At 59.3% G+C, this 22,846-nt stretch carries 23 protein-coding genes and 3 pseudogenes; 12 read left to right on the forward strand and 14 right to left on the reverse strand.

Translation table 11 applies throughout. The annotated features are described in order from the left end of the window. Positions 1–157: 157 nt before the first annotated feature. Entirely contained in the window at positions 158–538 is a 381-nt protein-coding gene (locus BXE_RS20695; protein WP_011490115.1) for a response regulator, read from the reverse strand. Between the two features lie 338 nt (positions 539–876). After that, positions 877–1,398 (reverse strand): hypothetical protein, encoded by a 522-nt coding sequence (locus tag BXE_RS20700; protein WP_011490116.1) that lies wholly within the window; start codon positions 1,396–1,398, stop codon positions 877–879. A gap of 303 nt (positions 1,399–1,701) precedes the next feature. Here BXE_RS20700 and BXE_RS20705 point away from each other — a divergent pair, with 303 nt between their 5' ends. Next, positions 1,702–3,402 carry an ATP-binding protein gene (locus tag BXE_RS20705; RefSeq protein WP_233518760.1) on the forward strand — a complete coding sequence of 567 codons (1,701 nt, stop codon included), beginning with the start codon at positions 1,702–1,704 and terminating at the stop codon, positions 3,400–3,402. Positions 3,403–3,990: 588 nt separating this feature from the next. Here the strand turns inward: BXE_RS20705 and BXE_RS47280 are convergent. The 3 genes from BXE_RS47280 to BXE_RS20715 are packed head-to-tail and all read right to left on the reverse strand — an operon-like array spanning position 3,991 to position 4,850. Beyond that, positions 3,991–4,206 carry a GDCCVxC domain-containing (seleno)protein gene (locus BXE_RS47280; protein WP_081435564.1) on the reverse strand — a complete coding sequence of 72 codons (216 nt, stop codon included), beginning with the start codon at positions 4,204–4,206 and terminating at the stop codon, positions 3,991–3,993. Further along, positions 4,206–4,490 carry a mercury resistance system periplasmic binding protein MerP gene (merP, locus tag BXE_RS20710; protein WP_011490119.1) on the reverse strand — a complete coding sequence of 95 codons (285 nt, stop codon included), beginning with the start codon at positions 4,488–4,490 and terminating at the stop codon, positions 4,206–4,208. Before merP ends, BXE_RS47280 begins: the two co-directional genes overlap by 1 nt. Before the next feature lie 9 nt (positions 4,491–4,499). Beyond that, on the reverse strand, positions 4,500–4,850 hold the full coding sequence (locus tag BXE_RS20715; RefSeq protein WP_011490120.1) for a mercuric transporter MerT family protein: 351 nt from the start codon (positions 4,848–4,850) through the stop codon (positions 4,500–4,502). A gap of 67 nt (positions 4,851–4,917) precedes the next feature. Here BXE_RS20715 and merR point away from each other — a divergent pair. Both merR and BXE_RS20725 read left to right on the forward strand, forming a co-directional pair. Then, positions 4,918–5,329: pseudogene (gene merR, locus BXE_RS20720) on the forward strand (Hg(II)-responsive transcriptional regulator). Positions 5,330–5,648: 319 nt separating this feature from the next. Continuing rightward, complete coding sequence (locus BXE_RS20725) at positions 5,649–6,041, forward strand: hypothetical protein (RefSeq protein ID WP_038457220.1); 393 nt, start codon at positions 5,649–5,651, stop codon at positions 6,039–6,041. Between the two features lie 64 nt (positions 6,042–6,105). On the opposite strand, the gene BXE_RS46610 is transcribed toward BXE_RS20725, so the two are convergent. Then, on the reverse strand, positions 6,106–6,261 hold the full coding sequence (locus BXE_RS46610) for a hypothetical protein (protein WP_158340937.1): 156 nt from the start codon (positions 6,259–6,261) through the stop codon (positions 6,106–6,108). 72 nt (positions 6,262–6,333) lie between these two features. Next, positions 6,334–6,708, reverse strand: coding sequence for a hypothetical protein (locus BXE_RS20730; protein ID WP_038457217.1), 375 nt, complete (start codon positions 6,706–6,708; stop codon positions 6,334–6,336). A gap of 500 nt (positions 6,709–7,208) precedes the next feature. Here BXE_RS20730 and BXE_RS20740 point away from each other — a divergent pair, with 500 nt between their 5' ends. Then, positions 7,209–7,937, forward strand: a complete 729-nt coding sequence (locus tag BXE_RS20740; protein ID WP_011490125.1) for an SDR family oxidoreductase — start codon at positions 7,209–7,211, stop codon at positions 7,935–7,937. Positions 7,938–7,971: 34 nt separating this feature from the next. Beyond that, positions 7,972–9,435, forward strand: a complete 1,464-nt coding sequence (gene xylB, locus BXE_RS20745; RefSeq protein ID WP_011490126.1) for a xylulokinase — start codon at positions 7,972–7,974, stop codon at positions 9,433–9,435. Positions 9,436–9,543: 108 nt separating this feature from the next. Here xylB and BXE_RS43405 read toward each other — a convergent pair whose 3' ends face one another. Continuing rightward, on the reverse strand, positions 9,544–10,029 hold the full coding sequence (locus tag BXE_RS43405) for a helix-turn-helix domain-containing protein (protein WP_011490127.1): 486 nt from the start codon (positions 10,027–10,029) through the stop codon (positions 9,544–9,546). A gap of 93 nt (positions 10,030–10,122) precedes the next feature. Between BXE_RS43405 and BXE_RS20755 the strand changes: the two genes are divergently transcribed. Further along, positions 10,123–10,953, forward strand: coding sequence for an ankyrin repeat domain-containing protein (locus tag BXE_RS20755; protein ID WP_011490128.1), 831 nt, complete (start codon positions 10,123–10,125; stop codon positions 10,951–10,953). Between the two features lie 35 nt (positions 10,954–10,988). On the opposite strand, the gene BXE_RS47285 is transcribed toward BXE_RS20755, so the two are convergent. The 3 genes from BXE_RS47285 to imuA form a co-directional block, all read right to left on the reverse strand. Continuing rightward, entirely contained in the window at positions 10,989–11,207 is a 219-nt protein-coding gene (locus tag BXE_RS47285) for a hypothetical protein (protein ID WP_038457214.1), read from the reverse strand. A 73-nt stretch (positions 11,208–11,280) separates the two neighbouring features. After that, complete coding sequence (locus BXE_RS20765) at positions 11,281–11,490, reverse strand: hypothetical protein (RefSeq protein WP_038457212.1); 210 nt, start codon at positions 11,488–11,490, stop codon at positions 11,281–11,283. Positions 11,491–11,535: 45 nt separating this feature from the next. After that, positions 11,536–12,243, reverse strand: a complete 708-nt coding sequence (imuA, locus tag BXE_RS20770; RefSeq protein WP_011490131.1) for a translesion DNA synthesis-associated protein ImuA — start codon at positions 12,241–12,243, stop codon at positions 11,536–11,538. 76 nt (positions 12,244–12,319) lie between these two features. On the opposite strand from imuA, the gene BXE_RS20775 reads away from it, so the two are divergent. The 5 genes and pseudogenes from BXE_RS20775 to BXE_RS47290 form a co-directional block, all read left to right on the forward strand. Continuing rightward, a complete protein-coding gene (locus tag BXE_RS20775) occupies positions 12,320–13,003 on the forward strand; it encodes an SOS response-associated peptidase (protein ID WP_011490132.1) in 684 nt (227 codons plus the stop codon). A gap of 439 nt (positions 13,004–13,442) precedes the next feature. Continuing rightward, positions 13,443–15,002 (forward strand): type I restriction-modification system subunit M, encoded by a 1,560-nt coding sequence (locus tag BXE_RS20780; RefSeq protein WP_011490134.1) that lies wholly within the window; start codon positions 13,443–13,445, stop codon positions 15,000–15,002. Further along, on the forward strand, positions 14,992–16,308 hold the full coding sequence (locus BXE_RS20785; RefSeq protein ID WP_011490135.1) for a restriction endonuclease subunit S: 1,317 nt from the start codon (positions 14,992–14,994) through the stop codon (positions 16,306–16,308). The genes BXE_RS20780 and BXE_RS20785 overlap by 11 nt, the downstream gene beginning before the upstream one ends. An 8-nt stretch (positions 16,309–16,316) precedes the next feature. After that, a complete protein-coding gene (locus BXE_RS20790) occupies positions 16,317–19,403 on the forward strand; it encodes a type I restriction endonuclease subunit R (protein WP_011490136.1) in 3,087 nt (1,028 codons plus the stop codon). Positions 19,404–19,500: 97 nt separating this feature from the next. After that, positions 19,501–19,874, forward strand: a pseudogene (locus BXE_RS47290) (SOS response-associated peptidase family protein); the annotation flags it as partial. Between the two features lie 111 nt (positions 19,875–19,985). Here BXE_RS47290 and BXE_RS47295 read toward each other — a convergent pair. Further along, positions 19,986–20,078: pseudogene (locus BXE_RS47295) on the reverse strand (DNA-binding protein); the annotation flags it as partial. A gap of 40 nt (positions 20,079–20,118) precedes the next feature. On the opposite strand from BXE_RS47295, the gene BXE_RS44450 reads away from it, so the two are divergent. Beyond that, positions 20,119–20,673: a hypothetical protein gene (locus BXE_RS44450; protein WP_011490138.1), complete on the forward strand. Its 555-nt coding sequence runs from the start codon at positions 20,119–20,121 to the stop codon at positions 20,671–20,673. A 163-nt stretch (positions 20,674–20,836) separates the two neighbouring features. Here BXE_RS44450 and BXE_RS20800 read toward each other — a convergent pair whose 3' ends face one another. Together BXE_RS20800 and BXE_RS20805 are read right to left on the reverse strand one after the other, a co-directional pair. Then, on the reverse strand, positions 20,837–21,700 hold the full coding sequence (locus BXE_RS20800) for a hypothetical protein (RefSeq protein WP_011490139.1): 864 nt from the start codon (positions 21,698–21,700) through the stop codon (positions 20,837–20,839). Next, positions 21,697–22,776: a ComEC/Rec2 family competence protein gene (locus BXE_RS20805; RefSeq protein ID WP_011490140.1), complete on the reverse strand. Its 1,080-nt coding sequence runs from the start codon at positions 22,774–22,776 to the stop codon at positions 21,697–21,699. The genes BXE_RS20800 and BXE_RS20805 overlap by 4 nt, the downstream gene beginning before the upstream one ends. Positions 22,777–22,846 lie beyond the last annotated feature (70 nt).

Raw genomic sequence — 22,846 nt, forward strand, 5'->3', positions numbered from 1 at the left:
ATCTCTCACAACTCAACGCAGGCAAAGGCGCGAGCTGAATCGTCAGCATGCTGATGAGCTGCTAATCGCTGATGCCATTGCTGGGCTCAACGGTTTGAAGAGCGCACGCGTAAATAACGAGACCGAATTTCGCCGACGGTTTCGATGATGAATGTGCCTAGGCAGCCTGGAGAGTTACCGCATCGCTGCTGCAGCGAGCGTCTTCGATGACCTGCATGAGTGCCTCGCAGGAGAACGGCTTCTGCAGACAGACATCGAAGAGCCGGGCAAAGTCGCCTTGGCTGTCCGCGTCTCCCGTCATCGAGACAAGAAAAGCCCTGGAGCGAATCGGCGTTTCCTTCAGCGACCGTGCGACCACACTGCCTTTGATGTCGGGCAGGTTCTCGTCAAGGAACGTGATTTCAAAAGTGCCGGTACGAAGCAGCGCGAGCGCGGTTTCGCCATCGTAGGCCACAACAGCATGGTGGCCATAGCAGTCCAGCAGGAAAGCGAGACTGTCCGCAACAGACTCATTGTCGTCAACGACGAGCACGTTCATTCAATATTTCCAATTACGAGAAGTTCGCGGCGCTGCCAAGAATTCTTCTTATGTAATATGTATTATTAAATGATTAAATGGCCTAGCCTGTCCGGTCAGATTTACGGACTAATACCTAAGTATAACCACCAATCCCTTCAAGAGTCACTTAAATACGAACGGTCGGCTCAAGGGCTGCGAAGGGTCTCGAAGCCTGGTCGAAGAAAAGCGCTGGGGGGCAGATGACAAGCGCGTGCAGTGTACATGTCTGCGCATTCGCCCACTGAGCTCAGGAAGCACGCGCGAAGTTTGCCGTGGGACCGCGGTTGTTACGACCGCCCGGCGGGCACCCGTCGCGTTCAGTGCAGAGACCCATGACGTGCGCCGCCGCCCCAATAATGGCCACCGCCACCGCCGCCCCAGCCGCCACCGCCACCGCGCCATCGGTACCCGTGGCCAGTCCAGCCGCCTCCCTGCCCGTGGCCCCAATAGCCGTGGCCGCCCCAGCCTCCATGGCCCCAGTGACCATGATGGCCTCCACCGTAACAGCAGCCGCCCCAATAGCCGAAGCTCAGTGACACCGAAGGTCCCCACCACGGCCAGCCGTAGTACGGATACGGGACGGGGTAATACGCAGGCTCGACGAAGACCGGTGCGGCGGTTGCGATATAGGTGTTCGTCGATGCAGTCGCATCGGACGCTGTGCCGGATGCGGCTGCATCGGGCATCGTGAACGGATATGGCTGCGTCACCGCTGTCGGCACGTCATCATATGGAACGTAGCCATAGGGCGCGTAGTAATAGCAACCGGACAAACCTGCGGACAGCGCCACCACCGCAACGGCGCTGCGTGCGCGCGACGCTGCATCAAGCGCTTTCATGACCTGCTCCTTGCTGCGCGACCCGCGTGCCGCGCGCTCTCTTACAACAAGCTTATATCAGCAAGGCCGGTGCCGCCTTCCGTACGCGCCATAACCGCTGCGTCTCCGCACCTGTATTAACTTTGCATGAACAATCTTGCACCGGCGCATGCCGACGTCACGATAGTCCGGTCGAAATTGCCGAACTAGAATTGACGTGGACTGGCGTTTTTCTTACAACGAACCTTCACTCCGCAAGAGGGTGGCATGCCCAGGATGTCAGATTCAGACGCCGTAAATCGGGTCCAACGCGCCGGCACGCTTGTGACCGAGGAATTCGACGCGCGTCGACGCCGGGCTCCGGACTTTGCTGCCGAAAACGAGGCCCTGCATGGTCTCGCCCAGACGCTGAACGCAGCGGATGGCGTGATGCTCCAGACGCTCGTCGACACCGCGCTGAAGTTGTGCAACGCCGGCAGCGCCGGCATCAGCCTGCGCGAGCGTGATGCGAGCCTACCTCATACCTTCCGCTGGGTGGCGCTCTCGGGTCACTGTGCAGACCTCGTCGGACACCTGCTTCCGCCCGATAACAGCCCGGCGGGCGTCACGCTTCAACTGGGCTCGCCCCAGCTGTTTGCATTCCCCAAACGCCAGTTCGATTGCCTTGCCCCCATCACGCACGAGGTCACAGAAGAACTGGTCGTGCCCGTCCCCGGCACGCCCGAGCCCTGGGGCGCGCTCTGGGTCATGTCTTATGATGAGCACCTTCACTTTGACAGCGAACACCGCCGCATCCTGACGAGTCTTGCAAACTTCACGTGTGCCGCCCTGACTATCCGGCAGGCGAAAGCCGACGCAGAAGCGCGCGCTGAGGAAGCGGAAGCCGCGAGGAATGCGCTCGCTGTAGTCGAGGCTCATCAGGTCGACTTCATCGCGACGCTCGGTCACGAACTGCGAAATCCGCTCGGTCCGATTGACAGCGCGCTCGCGGCGGCGCAAAAGTTGGCAGCCGGCAACCCCTCCGTGCTATCGGCGCTGGCGCTCGCCAACAGGCAGGTGCGGCAACTGAAGCGCCTCGTGAGTGACCTGCTTGACGCATCGCGGATACGGCACGGCAAGCTGTCTGTCCGCCACGCCTACGGACTACTCGGCGACATCGTCAAGGACGCGATGGCCGCCGTCACGGACGAGGCAGAGCGACGTCACCAACAGCTACAGGTGACGCTGCCGGAGTACCCGGTGACGGTCTTTGCAGATGCTGCCCGTCTGACCCAGGTCGTCTCAAACCTGCTGTCGAACGCCGTGAAGTACACGCCATCAGGAGGTGAAATCAGGCTACGGGTGGATGCTCCCGACCCGAATACGATACCCGCGCACGATTCGACGCCGAGGGACGCAATCGTCACCTTGCGGGACAACGGCATGGGTATCGCGCCGGGCATGCTACCGCACGTCTTCGACATGTTCGCCCAATCACCGTCCGCGCGAACGCGTTCAGACGGCGGGCTGGGCATTGGCCTGTCGGTCGTCAGATACCTGGTCAACGCCCATAGGGGCGAGATTGCAGTTGTCAGCGAGGGTGAGGGCAACGGTACGGAAGTCACGGTACGGCTGCCTATCGTGTGCAGAAGTCAGCTCGACCACGCGGCGGCGACCACGCACGGCATGTCCCCAGCTCGCATCCTGCTGGTAGACGACAATGCAGATGCCACCGAGGCACTCGCGATGTTGTTGACGCTCGACGGTCATGAGGTCAGACGTGCGCAGTCCGGACCGGAGGCGCTCTCGATAGTCGAGTCGTTCACGCCCGACATTGCACTCATTGACATCAACATGCCCGGCATGGACGGGCATGAACTGGCACGCCGACTGCGCGAGCATGCGCAATGCTCATCGACCCGTCTGGTGGCACTGACCGGTTACGCAGGGACAATGCCGGATTCCACCGCCATTGAGAGCGGATTCGACCACCGTCTCATCAAGCCGCCCTCGCTCGAGGACCTCGCGTATGTCTTGCGTGGTTAGCTTGACCACCAATGCAGGAGCAAGGGCTGCGTGACAGTATACTGTGGCACCGTGACGCGTCGCCCGATTTCGGACCTAAGCGACCACACGTCTTCATCGCATTTGTGAACTCCAAGCTCGCGACCAGGCATGCCAAGCATTGCATCATTGGCCCTGCAATGCATCGGCTGACAATCAGCCAATGATTTCAGCGACGTTGCCCTCGGTGTTTTCAGTGCGCGTGGTCTGCATTGCGGAGCGACGTGCACACCGTTATCACGAACTTGATAGGGCTTCGGCGGCGAAAACCGCATCTTGCCCTCACCGGAAGGCGTCGACCAGGAAACTAGCCTTTCCCGCAGCGCTCGTGCTGCGGCAACACTACTAACCTTCGGATTCCTGAGCGCATTTCCAGCTATTTGGTGAATTTGTTGCGTCTTTAGCCTCTCGGAATTGCAGCGCTCATAAAGCGCGTACTGCGCTAATCCATCCACGCATCGTAGTTGCCAGTTTGCCGGACAACTGCAAGCAACGAATCGCGCCTGCGGTCGTGACAACATCCGTCCTCGACGTCCTTGGTCCGTGAAGGCAGGCCACAGCACATCTGAGTCAGCCAGCACAGCATGAGCCTGACTGCTGCATTGGAGGGCATCTGTTGGTGCCATATGAGCAGTACACACAGCAATCGCCGGGCTTTGGCCTCAGCACCGTCCTGCAGTGCTCGCATTCGTAAAACCACACGCAGGCATCTATGGGCATTGTCTCGTCTTGCTGATGCCCGCACGCCGGGCAAGTGATGATGGAATTCAGCACAACCGCGCTCATCATTGCTCCCTCTCGAGATGAGATGGATAGCCCGCGTCAGCTGTGGCCTTCGTCAATGCGCCGACCGTAGTCTGCTTTGGGTCAAATATCACCTCCGCGCGTTTGGTCGCGAAGTCGACCTTGGCCGTAGCCACGCCCGGTACCTTCTCAATCGCTTTGCGAACCGTAATCGGACACACCGCGCAATCCATGTTTGTGACGTCAAGGGTGACCGTGCGAAGGCCTTCAGCGAAGGCGGTCGACGCTGTCAGCGCCATCGCGAACACTGTAACCAGTTTCTTCATGGCAGAGTCTCAATAGAAGAGCGGCGCATACAGGGGGAACGACATCAGGGCGAGCGCGGCCGGCACAACAACCCAGAAAACGACGCGCTGCCTGTGCCGCATCGATGGCACCAGGCAGGCTTCGCCCTCAGCACATTTCCCAGCCCGGGCGTAGAGCCTGTAGAAGGCCATTGCGAAGAAGGCGATGGACGCCGCAATAAACAGCGGTTGAAATGGCCGCAGCGCGGTCAAACGCGAGCTCCAGGCGCCCCCCACTCCCAGCACCACAAGGAGCAAGGGGCCCGCACAGCAGGCGGATGCGCCAAGCGCGGCAGCCGCTCCCACGAGGAGGGAGCCAGTGGTGGTCCAGCGACGCCGCATGACACTTCCTTTTCCGACTGGTTGAGTCTAGTCTAGGTGCGTACCTGAGTACGGAGTCAAGCACGCCATGCAGGAAATGACCATCGGACAGCTGGCCGAAGCGGCAGAGGTCAATGTCGAGACCGTGCGGTACTACCATCGCCGGGGGTTGCTTCCGCTACCGCCGCGTCCGACCGGTGGCATTCGGCGCTATCCGGCAGATGTGCTGAGGAGACTGCGCTTCATCAAGCGGTCGCAGTCCCTTGGCTTTTCACTGGATGAGGTGGAAGCGTTGCTGTCTCTGCACGACGGTCAGACGTGCAGGGCCGCGCGCGCAATCGCCGAACACAGGCTCACCGATGTGCGCCAGCGCATGCAGGATTTGTCGAGGCTGGAGGCCGCTCTGGCGACCCTGGTGCACCGCTGTTCGAACGTCGAAAGGAAAGATGTCGTGCCCGCTCATCGACACACTCATGGACGGGGATGAGCTGACCCGGTGAACACCATCAGCCCCGGCATACCGGGATAGAGCAACGCCGTGTGACGAGGTTGGTGGCCAGCAGCCTAGCGCGTCATCAAGCCTTTTCTCGCCCTTTTTTGCAAAGGGGCCTTTTTATCGTCCACAGCGTGGCGCGCCGAACGATTCGCGCGCCCTCTATGCGCTACGCTGTTCGACCCGCCATCCTGATTCGGGGGAGTCCGCGGGAGCCCCGCGGCCGCCCGCGTTTCATCGGATGCTCGCGGCAATGCGCATGTGGTCGGTTGCCTTCGGGCAACAAGGCGGGCATGCCCCTGCGACTGCATGCATGTGGAAATCTGATGCTCGAAACGGAGGAAACAATGAGTAATCCACAAAGCGATGCAATGCGCCAGCTGGGCGCACTCATGCATTCTGGCTTTAGGGCCTTCAAGGAGAAACTTGAGGAGCACGACCAGCAGCTTGCCGAGCATGAGGACCGTATCCAGTCACTCGAAGCCGACAGAGCCGGTAAGGACGAGAAAATTGCCCAGCAAGACCAGAAAATTGCCGAGCTGCAGTCGCAGCTCCAGTCGCTGGTCAGGTCGCAGAGCGTGCCGCAGAAATCGGCGACCGCCTATGACCTTGTAGAGAAGCAGGACTACACGCGCACCCAGGCGGCCAGCTTGATGGGGTATTCGACCGGCTACACCGGCAAGCTGGTGAAGATGCACAAGCAGCGTCTCGGCAGGTAGTCTTCGCAGCCGGCCAAGCGGCGCAAGCTGCTCGCGGACGGCCAGCTACTCACTTCCGCCGCCCTCAGGCGGCGCTGTCAATGTCGCGGCAGGCCTTGAGCATCGCGATGCGGCGCAAGCGCTTCTTCAACGTCGACGTAGGCGGAGCTTTGCTCCCGAGATTTACGCGCTGAAGCGAGCGCTTGAGCTGCTTGGTGTCGATACCGCCGAACCCATCCATTTCACGTTTCCCGACCAGCCGCCGCCCCGCAGCTGAGTCAGCCGGGTGACACGCAGCCTCGGCCTGCGGCCCTCAACCGGCAAAGGCGGCCTTCACGAACGCAGTAGCGAGTGCGTTGGCGCGCGTGTAAAAGCCCGGGTCGGCGGGGCCGCCCGTGTTCGCCAGGATGTGCCCGGTAGCGGTGAATACATGCCAGACATAGCCCCTGGCGTCACGAAACACGAACAGCAGGCCATACGCCTGTCCGGCCGTGTCGCTCAGCCCCGCCAGCCAGACGGTCTGCCCTCCAACCACAACCCACTTTGCCGTACCGGCAAGCGCATAACCGCGACCCATCAGTTGGGCAAAGTCCATCCCATACGCGTCAGGCCCCTGCTCGGTCTGGGTCGCGCCGAATACCGCGATGTCGCCCAGCCCGTCGTAGCGCACATAGGTTGAATCCGGCAAGGGTGACTGGGGGCCGGCCGCTTTGCGCCAGTTCGCGCAGCTACGGAGCCTTCTTCACGCTCTCGCACCGGATGCTATTTACTCCGCCGATTCGCCGAAGACGTTTAGTCGCAAGGCCGCAACAGCCCGTGAAGGCAGTGGTGTCGGCGCGAGAGGTCACTTCGGCTATCAGGCTCACCGTTCAGCACCAGTTGATGGGCAGCGCACCCTTCTTCGTCCTCGCGCCCGAACCTTCATTACCCCCGGTCGCGGAACCGGTCGTCGGGGTTTTCCCTCTTGAAATCGCCTTGACAGGGTCAACCGGTCATCAGATTATTTGCCCTTACGAAGAGCAAATGTTCAGTGACATATTTTCCGGGCGGCAACCGATGCTGTGATTGCATTCAGCGGGTGGCGGACTCTTGAGCCGGAAATCGAACTTCTTTCTGCGAGCGACAAAGTGAGTGGGACGTTTCCAGCCCTCGCAAATCTGCAATGTGGCAAACCAGGAGGGCAATGTTATGGCCGGAGAACTGCAGGGCAAGGTCGCTGTTGTAACGGGCGCTGCTTCAGGGATAGGTTTGGCGAGTACCCAGGCGATGTTGACTGCCGGTGCTCGCGTCGTGCTGGTCGACCGCGATGAGGCGGCATTGACGTCAATCTGTGGGGAGCACGGCGACGCAGCTTTTCCTTTAGTCGTGGATTTGCTCGACCCAGCAGCGTGCTCGGCTCTCGTACCCCATGTGCTGGACATCGCCGGGCAAATCGACATCCTGCACGCGAACGCCGGCACTTATGTGGGTGGCGAACTGGTCGAGGCAGACACTGCAGCGATTGACCGAATGCTGAATCTCAACGTCAATGTCGTGATGAAAAACGTTCACGACGTGCTGCCCCACATGATTGCTCGTCGGACGGGTGATATTGTGGTGACCAGCTCCCTGGCGGCTCACTTTCCGACGCCGTGGGAGCCGGTCTATGCTTCGTCCAAGTGGGCGATTAACTGCTTTGTCCAGACCGTGCGGCGTCAGGTTTTCAAACACGGAATCCGCGTCGGTTCTGTATCGCCTGGCCCGGTCATCAGTGCACTGCTTGCCGATTGGCCTGAAGAAAAACTGAAAGAAGCCAAAGAATCCGGGAGCCTGCTCGAGGCTAGTGAGGTGGCGGATGCAATCATGTTCATGTTGACACGGCAACGCGGCCTGACCATCCGCGACGTGGTCTTGATGCCCACCAACTTCGACCTATAGGCGAGCTAGGCAGGCTTCACCTTGGGTATCAGCAATGTTCCTCGGCATTGACCTCGGCACGACCGAATTGAAGGTCCTTTTGCTGTCAAGCGATGGAAGTGTCGTCGGGACCGCTCGTCATTCTTTGGAAATCTCACGGCCGAGGCACCGATGGTCAGAGCAAGACCCAGATGATTGGTGGCGAGCTACGAGAATTGCGCTTTCGACGCTACGCAATAGCCATCCCGATGCGTTTGCTCGCGTGCAGGCCATTGGCATGTCGGGTCAGATGCACGGCGCTGTTCTGCTCGGCGCAAATGACGAACCGTTGCGCTCAGCGATACTTTGGAATGACATGCGCAGCGCCAGCGAATGCGCCGAACTCGAGGCCCGCGCACCGAGACTGCGCGAGATAGCAGGCAACTGCGCGATGCCAGGACTCACTGCGCCGAAGCTTCTATGGCTGGCGCGACACGAGCCGGAGTGCTTCCGACGGGTGTCATGCGTGGTGCTACCGAAAGATTACGTTCGTCTGCGCTTGACCGGCATCAAGCTTACGGACGCGTCTGATGCGTCGGGAACGCTTTGGCTAGATGTTGGACGCCGGCAGTGGTCCGACGAGCTCCTACATGCCTGTGACATGACGCAGATGCAGGTTCCTCGGATTGTGGAAGGTTGCCAGGCAACCGGCGTTGTGCTCGCAAGTGTCGCCAGTGAGCTTGGGTTGTCCCCAAATGTACTGGTTGCAGCGGGCGGAGGCGACACGGCGACAAGCGCGCTCGGCGTCGGCGCGACAGAACCTGGAGAGGGCTTTCTGTCGCTCGGTACGTCGGGTGTCCTTTCCGTCGTCACCGAGCGCTTCCGGCCAAGCCCGGAACTGGGACTGCACGCACTTTGCCACGCAATTCCAGACAGGTGGCACCGAACCAGCGTCGTGCTGTCCGCGGCTAGCTGCATTCGCTGGCTTTGCAAGCTGACTTCGGCTGACGAAACTGCTTTGTTAGCCGAGGTCGAGGGTGTCAGCGCGAGCGGTCGCACTAAAGCGCCATTGTTCCTGCCGTATCTTTCCGGCGAACGGACGCCTCACAATGACCCATATGCTCAGGGCGTGTTCTGCGGTCTTAATCAATCAACGGACCGTGCGACGCTCGCTTATTCCGTTATCGAAGGCGTCACGTTTGCCCTGTCCGATGGCCTCGACGCCTTGCGTACAGATGGTACTCAGGAAACGTTGGTGAACCTTATAGGCGGAGGCGCACGCAGTACGTTCTGGGCACAGTTGCTCGTCGACGTACTCGGGATAGTGTTACGCCGTCCGTTTGACACACATTACATCGCTGCGCTCGGCGCCGCTCGTCTAGGCTGGCTTGCAGCTGGCGGGGACTTCCCCGTTGTCGTCCGTACGCAGTCGCTATCGCAGGAGTTCTTCCCTGACGACGAACGGCGTCAAATACTCTCCGAGCGGTTGGCGTCATACAGATTCCTGTATAGGCAAATGCGACCGCTTTTCCCGAGATGACCTTTGCATCCGCGCGCTCGCTTGCGCGCTTTCGGTTCGCCTCGTTTTGTTAAGTCGTCGTGGGTCCAAGACAGCGCAGCGTTCAACTCTGGAGGCTGTGGAACCACCTTATCGCTCATGCGGGGCGGGATGCGTCAGCAATTGCACGACATCAACTTGGAATCCTGCAGCCAGGCGGAGCAGCGTTCGCAATGTGCATCCGCATTTCCCGGTCTCGAGCAGACTAACGTATGCAGCTTTCATGAGCGTCCGCTCTGCAAGGTCAGCAGCATTCCAGTCCTTCGCGCGTCTTAGCCGCTTGACGTTAAGCGCGACGAGTGTGGGGGCGTCGAGCAAAGACGACGGTATGCTCCCTCGCGACGCGCCGAAAAGCTCGGCAATGGTCATGTCAAAAGCGTTCGCGATGCGTTCTAAAGTCTTCACTGACGGATTAAATTCCGCAGCCTCAATGCTTCGGAGAGACTTCCGGTCGACCTGGGCTTTTTCCGACAGCGCATGAAGCGACAGGTCGAACAGTTCACGTGCGCAGCGAATGCGCTCCGCCAGTCGTCGAGGGATGTCGCTGCATTGCTGGTCGTTCTGTTCACCTGACACGGGTTGTCGTCTCTCTCAAAAACCAATCTTTAATCCCCTACCGCGGCCGGAAGGCTAACACTAAGCTCTGGTCCTGACTCACTTGGAGCAACCATGTCAAAAAAAAGGAACATCGCGAAGACAAACGCGCGCGAAGCCGGAATGGCGAACGGAACACAAAATGATGGTCACCGAACCGTTGCGCAAGTCAAAAATATTCTCGAGTCTGTGCTCCAAGGGGAAAGCTCTCAGGTCATATTGCAGGCCTCGCTTGCTCTAGCCATGAGCGTGTCGGACGACCAACCTTTGTCTGAGGGCCGCGCGCCTGATGCTGGGAACCTTGGGGACTTTGAAGACCAGCATATTTATCGGGCGCTCGTTGAACGCCTGTATCTTCGCGCAGCGATTGAGATGGCCAGGAACCACGAAGACAGAGTGCTGCTTCTGAATCTGCGCCCCTTTGAAGCCGACCCGACCATTTTGATGTTGGCGGTCGAAAGGGGTGAGTGGGCGCTTGTCCGTGAGCTCATCGAACTCGGCGCGGACCCGAGCGAGCCCGGCGGTGACGGCTCCACCGTTTTCCACTCAGCGATTGTTGGGAACAACGAGGGCTATCTTCCAGACGAACTTATCGACGTATTCAAGGCTGCTGGAGCTAGCCCGAATACCCCGGACCGCGATGGCATGACGCCGCTGGACTTCGCCGCCGACATCGAACGGATTGATTGCATCGCCAAACTAATTGAGATTGGCGCCGATGTCAGCGCATCGGGCATCAAACCAGCATTGCTCCCGGCGCTGTTGGCCGAACACGGCTACGGCGACTTGGCCGCTCGACTTGTTTCGACGAAATCAAAAAGCTCGAAGGCCGGACCCGCGGGGAAACGCAGCAGGACTGGCAGCGAGGTGAAAGATGCGAAGCGAGCGCGGAAGAACGGGAAGTAACGCATAGCGTGTGCGGCAGAGTCTGCCGCTGCGCACTAGCCGTGGCTGTCGACCCATGCGCGACACCACGAGAGCCCTGTAAATTCCGCTTCGTCATCAGAATCGAACGCACCAAGGACGCCGGACGCGTCTACGACCTTATTGTCTCGCATGACTGTGCCGCTTCCTGCGAACCGTTCCGGTTGCAGGATGTCTTCCTGCTGCAGGATGGAATGACCCCACAGCGTATATCCACGATATTTCTCAGTTTGCATCTGTCGACCTCTGGAGGTCCTCCACACTGCTTCCCATCAATATTTGCCGCGACACGAGCGGCCCCACAAGTATCTACCGTTTGAGGCGCTGAGTGTCGATTCCAGCCATCTTCAATGTAGCGTCAATCATTTTCAACTCCTGACCGAAATCAAGCGCCCATTCCTCACCGTCACACCGTACGGTCATGCCGTTGTGCAATGAAATGAGATAGCGCGCCTTGTACAGGGCATCGACAAGCTTCGACTCTCGCTCAGCTTCTCGTACCCAGTCGTCCGCTCTCATGATGGAATCTCCTTCGGATGTAGCATGCGCGCCCGCAACCTGCAATCAGGCGAATGCATCCCTTGTGACTCTAGTCTCGATTTCGAACGGCGCGACCGCGCGGCGTGGCCGACCACGGGGGCTCAGGAGCGCGGACCCTGGCAGCACATTCACGGTCAGGTCGCCTTCGAACTTTGGCCCCTTGCGTTTGATGATGTCGACGCTCACGCCTTCTTCGGCGGGACGCACGGCGACTCGAAGTTCAGCCGGAGATGCATCTGATGCCGAGAGAATGGGTCGAAATACGAAAAAAAGTGACGTGCTCGACCGAGCGGCCAATAGCAAACGCCGGAGCGAATCTGCGCGCACATGCGTCTGCCAGAGCAAAACCGCGCCGCAGGTGCTCGCCTTCAGAATCTGCTCCGCCGACCAAAGCTGGTCGTTCGAACGCTTCGCACGTAACAGGAGAACCTGTTCAGCCGGAATGCCGGAATACGCGAGACCCTGAACGCACGGGTCGCATGGCGGCTCAACCAAGACCACTGGCGCTTTCAGTGACGCCAGTGCCGGGGCGAGTAGCCGCATCTCTCCTGAACCCGGTGCCTGCGCCAAGACTTCGGTGAGCGCTCCAATGGGCCACCCTCCGCCAGGCAGCTCGTGCGACAAGACCGGGTACCCCGTATCGACCGTCGACACGCGGCCGCGCGCGAGCTGCGATGCGCGCCAAAGCGCCGGATGAATCGACTCCGGTAATGGGGTGCGAACAGTATCCATGGCCAACCAAACTACTGTATGGATATACAGTATAGCCTGGTTTTTCGCGGGTATCATGGCGCGAGAGGAGGCCCCAATGTGTACAAGCTATGAAGCGAATCCGAACGACGCTTGGGACGTGTTCAGCCTGTTTCCTGTTCCGGACTTCGAGTACCGGCCTGAGATTTACAAGGACTATTACGCTCCCATCCTTCAACGCAATGCAGATGAGTTTGCGACGGTGCCGGCCTCATTTGGTATCGTGCCGCGACGGCACATTCCACCCGGCGTGAAGGTCTTCGACACGATGAATGCCCGCTCCGAGTCCGTTGGCGACAAGCGAAGCTTCAGCGGCGCTTGGAAGAACCTGCAACTTTGCCTCATTCCGTGCCGCGCGTTTTTTGAGCCGAACTATGAAACCGGTAAGCCGATACGCTGGAAGATTGGCATGGCCAACGGCGGAGCCTTGGCTATCGCAGGCCTCTGGCGTTCGTGGAAGGAAGTCGACGGTTCGCAAACTCTTGCGTTCACGATGCTGACCGTCAATTCAGATGAGCATCCGCTGATGAAGCGCTTTCACAAGCCTGGAGACGAAAAGCGTTCGGTCGTGATTGTGCCGCCGACGGAGTATTCGGACTGGCTGTCGTGTAAAACGACAGACGAGGCGCGTTCGTTTCTAAATCTATTCCCGGTCGAAGCGATGCATGCTGAACCGTTCCCATTGCCACCGCGGAAGCCGAAGTCAGTTGCGGACAACGGTGACCAGCCGCCATTGCTTTGACATCCGGAATCACGTCGCACAGGTCCCTCGATATGAAGTCGATGGCGTCATGCGCGCGCTTGCATCAGCAACAGTCGGTCTGGTCGGGGTGGCTGCGGCGGGCGGAGCGGGAGTGTGTCCGGCCGCAGGCGATGGCGAGACAGAGGATTTCATTGGGAGCAACCTCTGCGGCCATGCGCGTGAGCTTGGTTTGCTGGCAAAGGAGTGGCCGGGGGACTATCCGGCCGGGACGGTGGGATGCCCAATCGGCGGCTAGGCAGAGATGGCTAGAGATAAAATCTACCGCGCCCCATACGTTTGGACGCCTCGGGGTGATGTACAAGCACGCCAGGGAGCACATGTGGCAATCAAGATAGAATCGCTCCCAATTTCTTGATGGCAAGATGCCGGGCGTTATGCCTGGATATACACCTGACTATGACCGGACGAACCAGTTCTGATGCTTGACGACATCAAAAAGACCCTCTGGGCAACCGCCGACAAGCAGCGCGCCAATATGGACGCTGCCGAGTACAAACACATCGTGCTCGGCCTCATTTTCCTCAAGTACATCTCCGACACTTTCGCCGGCCGCCGCGCCGAACTAACCCGGCGCTTCGCCGACGAGAACGACGAGTACTTCCTGCGCGAATGCGACGACGAGTTGCTGGCCGAAGAGTTGGAGGACCGTGACTACTACCGCGAGGTCAACGTGTTCTGGGTGCCCGAAACGGCGCGTTGGGAGAGCCTGCGCAGCGCGGCCAAGCAGACCGACATCGGCAAGCGTATCGACGAGGCGCTGGCGGAAATCGAAGCCGAGAATCCCAAGCTCAAGGGCATCCTGGACAAGCGCTATGCCCGCTCGCAGTTGCCCGACGGCAAACTGGGCGAGCTGGTCGACCTGATTTCGACTATCGGCTTTGGCGAGGACGCCAGCCACGCGCGCGATGTGCTCGGCCAGGTGTACGAATACTTCCTCGGCCAGTTCGCCAGTGCCGAAGGCAAGAAGGGCGGGCAGTTCTACACACCAGCCTCTATCGTGAAGACACTGGTTGCGGTGCTGGCGCCCCATCACGGCAAAGTCTATGACCCTTGCTGCGGCTCCGGTGGCATGTTCGTGCAGTCCGAGAAATTCATCGAAGCACACGGAGGCAAGCTGGGTGATGTATCCATCTACGGGCAGGAATCCAACCCCACCACCTGGCGGCTGGCGGCAATGAACCTCGCCATCCGGGGTATCGACTACAACCTCGGGCGCGAACCGGCCGACACTTTTGTGCGCAACCAGCATCCGGACCTGCGCGCCGACTTCGTGCTGGCCAACCCACCCTTCAACGTCAGCGACTGGTGGCACGGCAGCCTGGAAGGCGACCCGCGTTGGGTTTATGGCACGCCACCGCAGGGCAACGCCAACTACGCGTGGCTGCAGCACATGCTGTATCACCTCAAACCCAATGGCCGCGCCGGTATCGTGCTGGCCAACGGCTCGATGAGTTCCAGCCAGAACTCAGAGGGCGACATCCGCCGTGCCATGGTCGACGCCGATGTGGTCGAGGTCATGGTGGCCCTGCCAGGCCAGCTCTTCTTTAACACTCAGATTCCGGCCTGTCTTTGGTTCCTCGCGAAGCAAAAAACCACGCGGAAGGGCGAAGTGTTGTTCATCGACGCACGCAAGCTCGGCAGCATGATTAGCCGTGTGCAGACGGAACTGACCGACGAAATTATCGAGCGCATTGCCAATACGGTCGCCGCTTGGCGCGGCGAGGCGATTGATGGTGTCGGCGAATACGCGGACGTTCCCGGCTACTGCCGCAGCGTGAAGCTAGCCGAGATTGCCGAGCACGGCCATGTTCTGACGCCGGGGCGCTATGTCGGCGCCGAGAAAGTCGAGGACGACGACGAAGCCTTTGTCGAGAAAATGCAGAAGCTCACGGAAATGCTGGGCGAGCAAATGGCGAAGGGGGCGGAACTGGACCAGTTGATTCGGCAGAAGCTGGGGGGGATGGGGTATGAGTTCTGAGTGGACACATGTTCGACTTGGCGAGCTTGCCGAAGTCAAGCACGGCTGGGCATTTAAGAGTGACTATTTTAAGGCTGATGACGAGGCGGCAGGTTTGCCAATCGTTGTTGCTATAGGCAACTTCCAGTATACGGGTGGCTTCCGCTTCGAGTCGACGCAAATAAAGCGTTACACAGGAGAGTTCCCATCGGAATACATACTCCAGCCCGGAGAGATTCTATTGGTGATGACTTGTCAAACCGCGGGTGGCGAGATTCTCGGAATTCCGGCGCGCGTTCCTGATAATGGTCGCGTCTACCTGCATAACCAACGCCTTGGGAAGGTTGTACTCAAGAGCGGCAGGGTCTGCTCTGACTTCCTGTACTGGCTCTTTCTTTACCCCCCCTTCAATAGACACTTAGTCAACTCAGCGACAGGAACCAAGATTCTTCACACGGCCCCCAGTCGCATTGAGTCATTTGAGTTCAAATTGCCCTCGGTTGCGGAACAACGGGAAATCGCAGAGGCGCTTGACGCGATTGACGACCGCATTTCCCTCCTCCGCGAAACCAACGTCACCCTAGAAGCCATCGCCCAGGCCATGTTCAAGTCCTGGTTTGTAGATTTCGAACCCGTCCGCGCCAAGCAGGAGGGGCGCGCGCCTGAGGGCATGGACGAAGCCACCGCTGCGCTGTTTCCGGATGGGTTTGAGGAGTCGGAGTTGGGGTTGGTGCCGAGGGCGTGGAGGGCGCGCTCGCTGGACTCGTTTGCCGACTATCTCAATGGCCTGGCGCTTCAGAAGTTTCCTGCCGAAAGCGAGGATGAGTATCTTCCCGTCATCAAGATTGCCCAGCTACGCGCCGGCAATACGCAAAACGCTGACCGCGCGAGCACAAAGCTCAAGGCTGAGTACATAGTCCGGGACGGCGATGTACTGTTTTCTTGGTCAGGTTCGCTGGAAGTCGAGCTATGGTGTGGAGGCGAAGGTGCACTGAACCAGCATCTCTTCAAGGTCACCTCAAGCGAGGTCCCTAAGTGGTTCTATTACTTGGCTACCCGTCACCACTTGCCGGAATTCAGGGAGATTGCCGCACACAAAGCAACGACGATGGGGCACATCCAGCGGAAGCACCTCACGGAAGCGAAAATCGCTGTGCCTCCGCCGGAGGTTCTGACACGACTGACGGAGTTTGTTGCGCCCCTGATTGAGCTACGTATCGAAAACGCCGTGCGTATTCGAAGCTTGGGTGAGCTTCGCGACAGTCTGCTCCCTCGTTTGATTTCAGGACAACTCCATCTCTCCGAAGCCGAAACGCTCGTCGCCTGACAACGACCATGACCGAAGACCAACTCGAACAGGAAACGCTGGACTGGTTGGCCGACGTTGGCTACCGCTGCCTCTTCGGCCCCGACCTCGCGCCGGATGGTGCCAACCCCGAGCGGGCCGACTACCGCCACGTGCTATTGGTCGAACGGCTGCGCGGCGCGGTTGCACGGCTTAACCCCGGCATCCCGCCTGCGACGCGGGAGGATGCGTTGCAGCAGGTGCGGGACCTGGGCATTCCGGCGCTCCTGTCGGCCAACCGGCACTTTCACCAGTTGCTGGTCGGCGGGGTGCCGGTCGAGTACCAGAAGGACGGCGAGTTGCGCGGTGACTTCGTGCGCCTCGTCGACTGGGCCGACCCGGCGGCCAACGAGTGGCTGGCGGTCAACCAGTTCGCCATCAAGGGCCCGCAGCATGCACGGCGTCCCGACGTGATGCTGTTCGTCAATGGCGTGCCGCTGGTACTGCTGGAGCTGAAGAACCCCGCCGACCAGAACGCCGACATCTGGAAGGCTTATGACCAAATACAGACCTACAAGGCGCAGATTCCGGACGTCTTCCAGTACAACGAAGTCCTGGTGATTTCGGATGGGTCGCAGGCGCGCATGGGTTCGCTGTCAGCCGATGCGGAGCGCTTCATGCAGTGGCGCACCATCGACGGCGCCACGCTTGACCCGCTTGGTCAGTTTAACGAACTGGAAACATTGATTCGCGGCGTGCTTGCGCCGACTTACCTGCTCGACTACCTACGCTTCTTCGTGCTGTTCGAGGATGACGGCACATTGGTCAAGAAGATTGCCGGCTACCATCAGTTCCACGCGGTGTGCGCGGCTATCCAACAGGTGGTGACGGCATCGCGCCCGGGTGCCAGCCACAAGGGTGGAGTGGTCTGGCACACACAGGGCAGCGGCAAGAGCATCACCATGACCTGCTTCGCAGCCCGCGTTATGCAGGAAGCGGCGATGGAAAACCCGACCATAGTCGTCATCACCGACCGAAACGACCTTGACGGACAACTGTTCGGCGTTTTTTCGCTGGCACAGGACCTGTTGCGCGAGCAGCCTGTGCAGGCCGGCACCCGCCAGGATTTGCGCGCGAAGCTCGCTAACCGGCCCTCCGGCGGCATAGTGTTTGCCACCATCCAGAAGTTCATGCCCGGCGAGGACGAAGACACGTACCCGGTGCTTTCGGACCGAAACAACATCGTGGTCATCGCCGATGAGGCGCACCGCACCCAGTATGGCTTCGAGGCACAACTGAGGGGCAAACCGGGCCAGGAAAAGTATCAGGTCGGCTATGCGCAGCACCTGCGCGACGCACTCCCCAATGCCACCTTCGTAGCCTTTACCGGCACGCCGGTATCGAGCGAGGACCGTGACACGCGCGCCGTATTCGGGGAGTACATCCACGTCTACGACATGCAGCAGGCCAAAGAGGACGGCGCCACGGTCGCCATTTATTTCGAGTCGCGCCTGGCCAAGCTGTCGCTCAAGGCCGAGGACCTGCCGCATATCGACGCCGAAGTGGACGAACTGGCCGAGGACGAAGAGGAAAGCCAGCAGGCCAAACTCAAGAGCCGCTGGGCCGCGCTAGAAAAGGTAGTCGGCGCGGAACCACGCGTGGCAGCCGTGGCAGCCGACCTCGTCGCACACTTCGAGGAACGCAACAAGGCACAGAACGGCAAGGCCATGGTGGTGGCGATGAGCCGCGAGATTTGCGTTCACCTTTACGACGAAATCATCAAGCTTCGCCCCGACTGGCACGACCCGGACCCGGAGAAAGGCGCCGTCAAAATCGTCATGACCGGCTCGGCCAGCGACAAGGCGCTGCTGCGACCGCATATATACAGCGGCCAGGTCAAGAAGCGGCTCGAAAAGCGCTTTAAGGACCCGGCCGACCCACTGCGCATGGTCATCGTCCGCGACATGTGGCTTACGGGCTTCGACGCGCCATGTGTACACACGTTGTACGTGGACAAGCCCATGAAAGGCCACAACCTGATGCAGGCGATTGCTCGGGTGAACCGCGTCTTCAAGGACAAGCAGGGTGGACTGGTCGTTGACTACATCGGAATCGCCAACGAATTGAAGAGCGCGTTGAAGGAATACACGGCCAGCAATGGACGTGGACGTCCAACGGTCGACGCCGCCGAAGCGTATTCCGTGCTCGAGGAAAAGCTCGATGTGCTGCGCGGCATGCTTCATGGCTACGACTACAGCGGTTTTCTGACCGGCGGCCACAAATGCCTCGCCGGCGCGGCCAACCACGTATTGGGATTGAAGGACGGCAAGAAGCGTTTTGCGGATACGGCGCTCGCCATGAGCAAGGCCTTTACGCTGTGCTGCACGCTCGATGAGGCCAAGCTCGTGCGCGAGGAAGTGGCCTTCATGCAGGCCGTGAAGGTCATTCTCACCAAGCGCGAACTGAGCGACAAGAAGAAGACCAACGAGGAGCGTGAACTCGCCATCCGGCAAATCATCAGCTCGGCAGTTGTGTCCGAGAAAGTGGTGGATGTCTTCGAGGCGGTCGGGCTCGAAAAGCCGAACATCGGTATTCTCGACGAAGCCTTCCTCGCGGAAGTCCGGAATCTGCCCGAACGCAACCTTGCTGTGGAACTGCTAGAGCGGCTTCTTGAAGGCGAAATCAAAAGCCGTTTCGCAAGCAATGTAGTGCAGGAAAAGAAGTTCTCTGAGATGCTCGCCAACGTCGTGACGCGTTACCAGAACCGGGCGATTGAAACAGCCCAGGTCATTGAAGAGCTCATCGATATGGCCAAGAAGTTCCGCGCAGCCGCGACCCGCGGCGAGGAGCTGGGCTTGACGGAAGATGAAATCCGTTTTTACGACGCGCTCGCCAATAACGAGTCAGCCGTCCGCGAGCTGACCGACGAGACGCTCAAGAAGATTGCACACGAACTCACCGAAAACCTGCGTCAGAACATCACAGTGGACTGGTCGGAGCGGGAGAGCGTGCGAGCCAGACTGCGGCTGATGGTCAAGCGTATCCTCCGTAAATACAAGTACCCGCCGGACCAACAGGACGGCGCGGTGGAGCTGGTTTTGCAGCAGGCACAGGCGCTCGGGGAGGCATGGAGCTAGCCAAGTCTCGACATTTCCCGAAGCGCTCCAACGTCGCTTCGAGTCTGTGATTTCACGACGTCACCGACAATCCGGCACTCCAGAGCGGTATATTACCCACGGCATCATAGTCGTCGACGTGTTCTACGAGAACGTGAGCAAAGCGAAGGCAGAAGGGAGGACGCTGGCCGATGGAGAGAAGGACGAGAACCTAGTCATCGAGTTCCGCCCGGAGGATGGAGAGCCGATGTTCGTGGCTTGCCTCTGGTCCCGCTGGACTGCGCCCGGGCAGCCAAATCTGTTGTCGTCGCGGCAATCACCGACGAGCCGCCTCCGGAGGTCGCTGCGGCGGGTCATGACCGATGCATCATTCCCATCAAGCCCGAGAACGTCGAGGCTTGGTTACATCCCGACCCAAAGGACCTTGCCTCGCTCTACGCAATCCTCGACGACAGGCACCGCCCCTTCTATGAACACCGCCTGGCAGCGTAGACGCGGCAACTCCGTACTCCTTCTGGTTTAACTTATTGTGTTCGAGCATTCGCGATGGCCCAAACAAAAAAGCCCGCTGAAGGCAGGCCTCTTTAAATCACTAGGCAGCGCTTAGGCCGCCGCGTCCTTCAACTTCTTCAGCGCGCGCACCTTCAGCCGCACTGTTGCCGGCTTGGCACCAAACCAGCGTTCCTCGCCCGTGAATCCGTGCGGCACATCAATTAGATGAAGCTCCGAGCGTTCAATGCGTCACGCATTAAACGTGGTACTGCCACTAAAGATGAATATCCGAATTGCCGATATATACCGTGTCGGATTTCCCGACTGTATAGGAGAGAATAACCGAATGAATGTAAAAAAAGTGCTGTTAGTACCCGTATTTGTGTTGGTCGCAAGCTTGACCGCTTGTGGCGACAAGCAGGCCTCACCTGCACAGGAAGCTGCGGTCGCTTCCTCTGCGGCAACTGCTGCGTCTCCTGATGCGTCTTCTTTGCCTACTCCGAATCAAGTCGATGCTGCTGCTCAGCAACCGGCGGAAGCGCAATCGGCACAGCCGGCCAGCTCAAGTTCAGATGGGTTAATGCGAGTACATTTCGACCAAATTTTTACTATTGACTCTAACGGTATGCTGTCGCCGAAGGTCCCGGTTGAAATCAACGGTACCACTATGACGCCCGGTGTTTCATTTGGCGGAGGTGTCCAATTTGGAGGGGTCGCGCTGAGTCAAGCGGTTGGACATGACCTCGGCGTGAAGCGCCTTGACAATGGTTTCATTCAGCTCGTGCAATATTACGACTGAGCGCTGGAAGACCTCGCAAGGTATCTTGGCCGCTAAAGTCATTGTCATATGAACTTCGCCCAGTTTCCAAGGGGGCACGGCGGAATATCGTACTAGCGTGGCGACACTCGCCAGTCGAGTGTCGAGGAGGGTTGGGCTGCGGGCGCAACCCTCCTTGTGCGGCTTATTGAATTGGCTTTTCGCGGCCCGTTCTCGGAGAAGGGGTTTTCTTGCCTTCACGCGACGTCGACTTCTTGTCCGGCTTCATCAGCGTTTCACAAGCGAGAATCAACTTGTCGGCGTAGGAGAAGGCAGCCGCCCGTACTGATGCCTTCGAGAAGAACGCTATCCAAGTGACGAGCATAATCAACGCGAACAGCAATGACATCCATTCACCGGCGGAGAATAGCGTTTCGATTTCCTTCGCTTCGCGAACGCGCGCAACGAAAGGCGCGAAACCATGGCGCAGGCAGACCCAGAGGAACGTCAACGCAGACACAGCGATGCCGAAACCCCGCAAACCATACGCGTTGCGACGAAACCCGTAGGTGATGTTGTCGTTCAGAAGAAGCCGAAACTTCTTTTCGTCACGAGTTGCACCTCGCAGCCATTTCGTCGCCGACGCATATACCGCGTCTGCTTTCTCAGAATTTTGCTTCTCCGCAGCAGGCGTCGGAAACTTTGTGCTGATTTTTTCCGCAAGAAAGCTGTGGTATCGCGCTTTCGACACGGCGTCGACAGTCGAGTCCGCGTGACGAAGCAACTGGGTGCTCGGCGCACCACCCCAGCTTTTCCACAGTTCCGGCTCTCGAGCAACTCCGAGGCTTCGGGCGAAATCTGCAAGTAAAAACGGCAAGCCGCATCCGCTGGCGAGCGTGACGATTGTGCCCAACGTTCCTAATGCATCGTGATAGAGCGCGACGATTGCGACGAGAGCGGGCAAGAGCATGAGCAACGCCGGTTTCAGCCGCGCGTTGCGGTCATACCGGTCGCCGAAGGCAGAGACCATACTCGTCAGAGCACCTACCAGACTTGTTGACTCGGTCATTGCTCAACCTCATCGTAGAACGGCACGTAGGTGAGCGGCCCATAGCCTGCCCGGTCAGGCATGTTGCGACGATGCCAAATGCTATTTCCCTTGGTCTGCGCAACCCTGAAGCCCCGGCGATTGAACGCATTCGTGACAACGCGCTTCGGATGGCTCGGAGCTTTCGCAGCGGCGGAAACAAATGCGACGCGGTCCGGACTTTCAGGACGAAAGAGCAACGGCTCACCGAACACGAGATTGAGGGTCTCGGAGGATACGTTGTGCCGTCCTCCGTGATGCGGAATCTGGGCAAAAGTGACCTGCGTGGGCAGGTGGATTCCCATGCGCGCAGCATAGTCTGCAGACGCGCGGAGCGTATCGACACCGGCGTCTCCGGTCAGCAAAAAACCCCGTCCTCCGTACGATGCAAAAAGGACAGCGCTGCTTTCGTTTTCTGCCGACGTGGTGACCGTGTCGGGCAGATACTCCTTGTCCCAGACGTCAGCAAGATACCCGATTGCTCCTTTCACCGCGTCAGCAATCGAATCCATCACGGTGGCAGCCTTCAGCAACTCAGGAGACTTTTCGAACGCAGGAATCAGCTCGTGGATGTAACGTTCGCGTTCCGGCGACAGCACCGTGAAAATGCCAATCTTGGAACCCGCAAACGGCTCACGCACCGTGATTCCCATACTTTCGGCCATCTCCTCAAGCGCAAATGCCGCAGCCATCTTCCTCTGCAGACGTTCCGCGAGACTGTCGTCGGTGATGCGCTTATCCCGGAAGTAGTGGCGAATGTGGCTGCTGTAGTTCCACGGCTGGTGCATCCAGAGCTCACCGACCTTCAGGTTTTCGAGGACATAGAGAAGACCGCCGGCGTGGTCGTTGTCCGGATGGGAGTTGACAACATAGTCGACGTAATCCGCTCCGAAATGCGTTTTGACGTGATTCACCAGTGCTTGGCCGTAGTCCTTGGTCCCGCCGTCATACAGCATGACCCTAGAGCGCCCATCTTCCACCCAACGAATCGCGATGGCGTCGCCACTATGTTCGCCCTCGCCCACTGGCAGAAAATCAATCTCGATACCGGTTGTCATCTTTCGTTCTCTCCTCGTTGTTTTTCAGCCGACGCCGTGCTGGCCCTGCAGGCGCGGGTTCGCCGCATTT

Source organism: Paraburkholderia xenovorans LB400 (genome assembly GCF_000013645.1).
GTDB classification, from domain to species: domain Bacteria; phylum Pseudomonadota; class Gammaproteobacteria; order Burkholderiales; family Burkholderiaceae; genus Paraburkholderia; species Paraburkholderia xenovorans.

What these genes read in the sequence shown, in the direction of transcription:
- BXE_RS20695 (WP_011490115.1), bottom strand. Translation starts at nt 538, where the DNA reads ATGAACGTGCTCGTCGTTGACGACAATGAGTCTGTTGCGGACAGTCTC.
- BXE_RS20700 (WP_011490116.1), bottom strand. Translation starts at nt 1,398, where the DNA reads ATGAAAGCGCTTGATGCAGCGTCGCGCGCACGCAGCGCCGTTGCGGTG.
- BXE_RS47280 (WP_081435564.1), bottom strand. Translation starts at nt 4,206, where the DNA reads ATGAGCGCGGTTGTGCTGAATTCCATCATCACTTGCCCGGCGTGCGGG.
- merP (WP_011490119.1), bottom strand. Translation starts at nt 4,490, where the DNA reads ATGAAGAAACTGGTTACAGTGTTCGCGATGGCGCTGACAGCGTCGACC.
- BXE_RS20715 (WP_011490120.1), bottom strand. Translation starts at nt 4,850, where the DNA reads ATGCGGCGTCGCTGGACCACCACTGGCTCCCTCCTCGTGGGAGCGGCT.
- BXE_RS20725 (WP_038457220.1), top strand. Translation starts at nt 5,649, where the DNA reads ATGCTCGAAACGGAGGAAACAATGAGTAATCCACAAAGCGATGCAATG.
- BXE_RS46610 (WP_158340937.1), bottom strand. Translation starts at nt 6,261, where the DNA reads ATGGATGGGTTCGGCGGTATCGACACCAAGCAGCTCAAGCGCTCGCTT.
- BXE_RS20740 (WP_011490125.1), top strand. Translation starts at nt 7,209, where the DNA reads ATGGCCGGAGAACTGCAGGGCAAGGTCGCTGTTGTAACGGGCGCTGCT.
- xylB (WP_011490126.1), top strand. Translation starts at nt 7,972, where the DNA reads ATGTTCCTCGGCATTGACCTCGGCACGACCGAATTGAAGGTCCTTTTG.
- BXE_RS20755 (WP_011490128.1), top strand. Translation starts at nt 10,123, where the DNA reads ATGTCAAAAAAAAGGAACATCGCGAAGACAAACGCGCGCGAAGCCGGA.
- BXE_RS47285 (WP_038457214.1), bottom strand. Translation starts at nt 11,207, where the DNA reads ATGCAAACTGAGAAATATCGTGGATATACGCTGTGGGGTCATTCCATC.
- BXE_RS20765 (WP_038457212.1), bottom strand. Translation starts at nt 11,490, where the DNA reads ATGAGAGCGGACGACTGGGTACGAGAAGCTGAGCGAGAGTCGAAGCTT.
- imuA (WP_011490131.1), bottom strand. Translation starts at nt 12,243, where the DNA reads ATGGATACTGTTCGCACCCCATTACCGGAGTCGATTCATCCGGCGCTT.
- BXE_RS20775 (WP_011490132.1), top strand. Translation starts at nt 12,320, where the DNA reads ATGTGTACAAGCTATGAAGCGAATCCGAACGACGCTTGGGACGTGTTC.
- BXE_RS20780 (WP_011490134.1), top strand. Translation starts at nt 13,443, where the DNA reads ATGCTTGACGACATCAAAAAGACCCTCTGGGCAACCGCCGACAAGCAG.
- BXE_RS20785 (WP_011490135.1), top strand. Translation starts at nt 14,992, where the DNA reads ATGAGTTCTGAGTGGACACATGTTCGACTTGGCGAGCTTGCCGAAGTC.
- BXE_RS20790 (WP_011490136.1), top strand. Translation starts at nt 16,317, where the DNA reads ATGACCGAAGACCAACTCGAACAGGAAACGCTGGACTGGTTGGCCGAC.
- BXE_RS44450 (WP_011490138.1), top strand. Translation starts at nt 20,119, where the DNA reads ATGCGTCACGCATTAAACGTGGTACTGCCACTAAAGATGAATATCCGA.
- BXE_RS20800 (WP_011490139.1), bottom strand. Translation starts at nt 21,700, where the DNA reads ATGACCGAGTCAACAAGTCTGGTAGGTGCTCTGACGAGTATGGTCTCT.
- BXE_RS20805 (WP_011490140.1), bottom strand. Translation starts at nt 22,776, where the DNA reads ATGACAACCGGTATCGAGATTGATTTTCTGCCAGTGGGCGAGGGCGAA.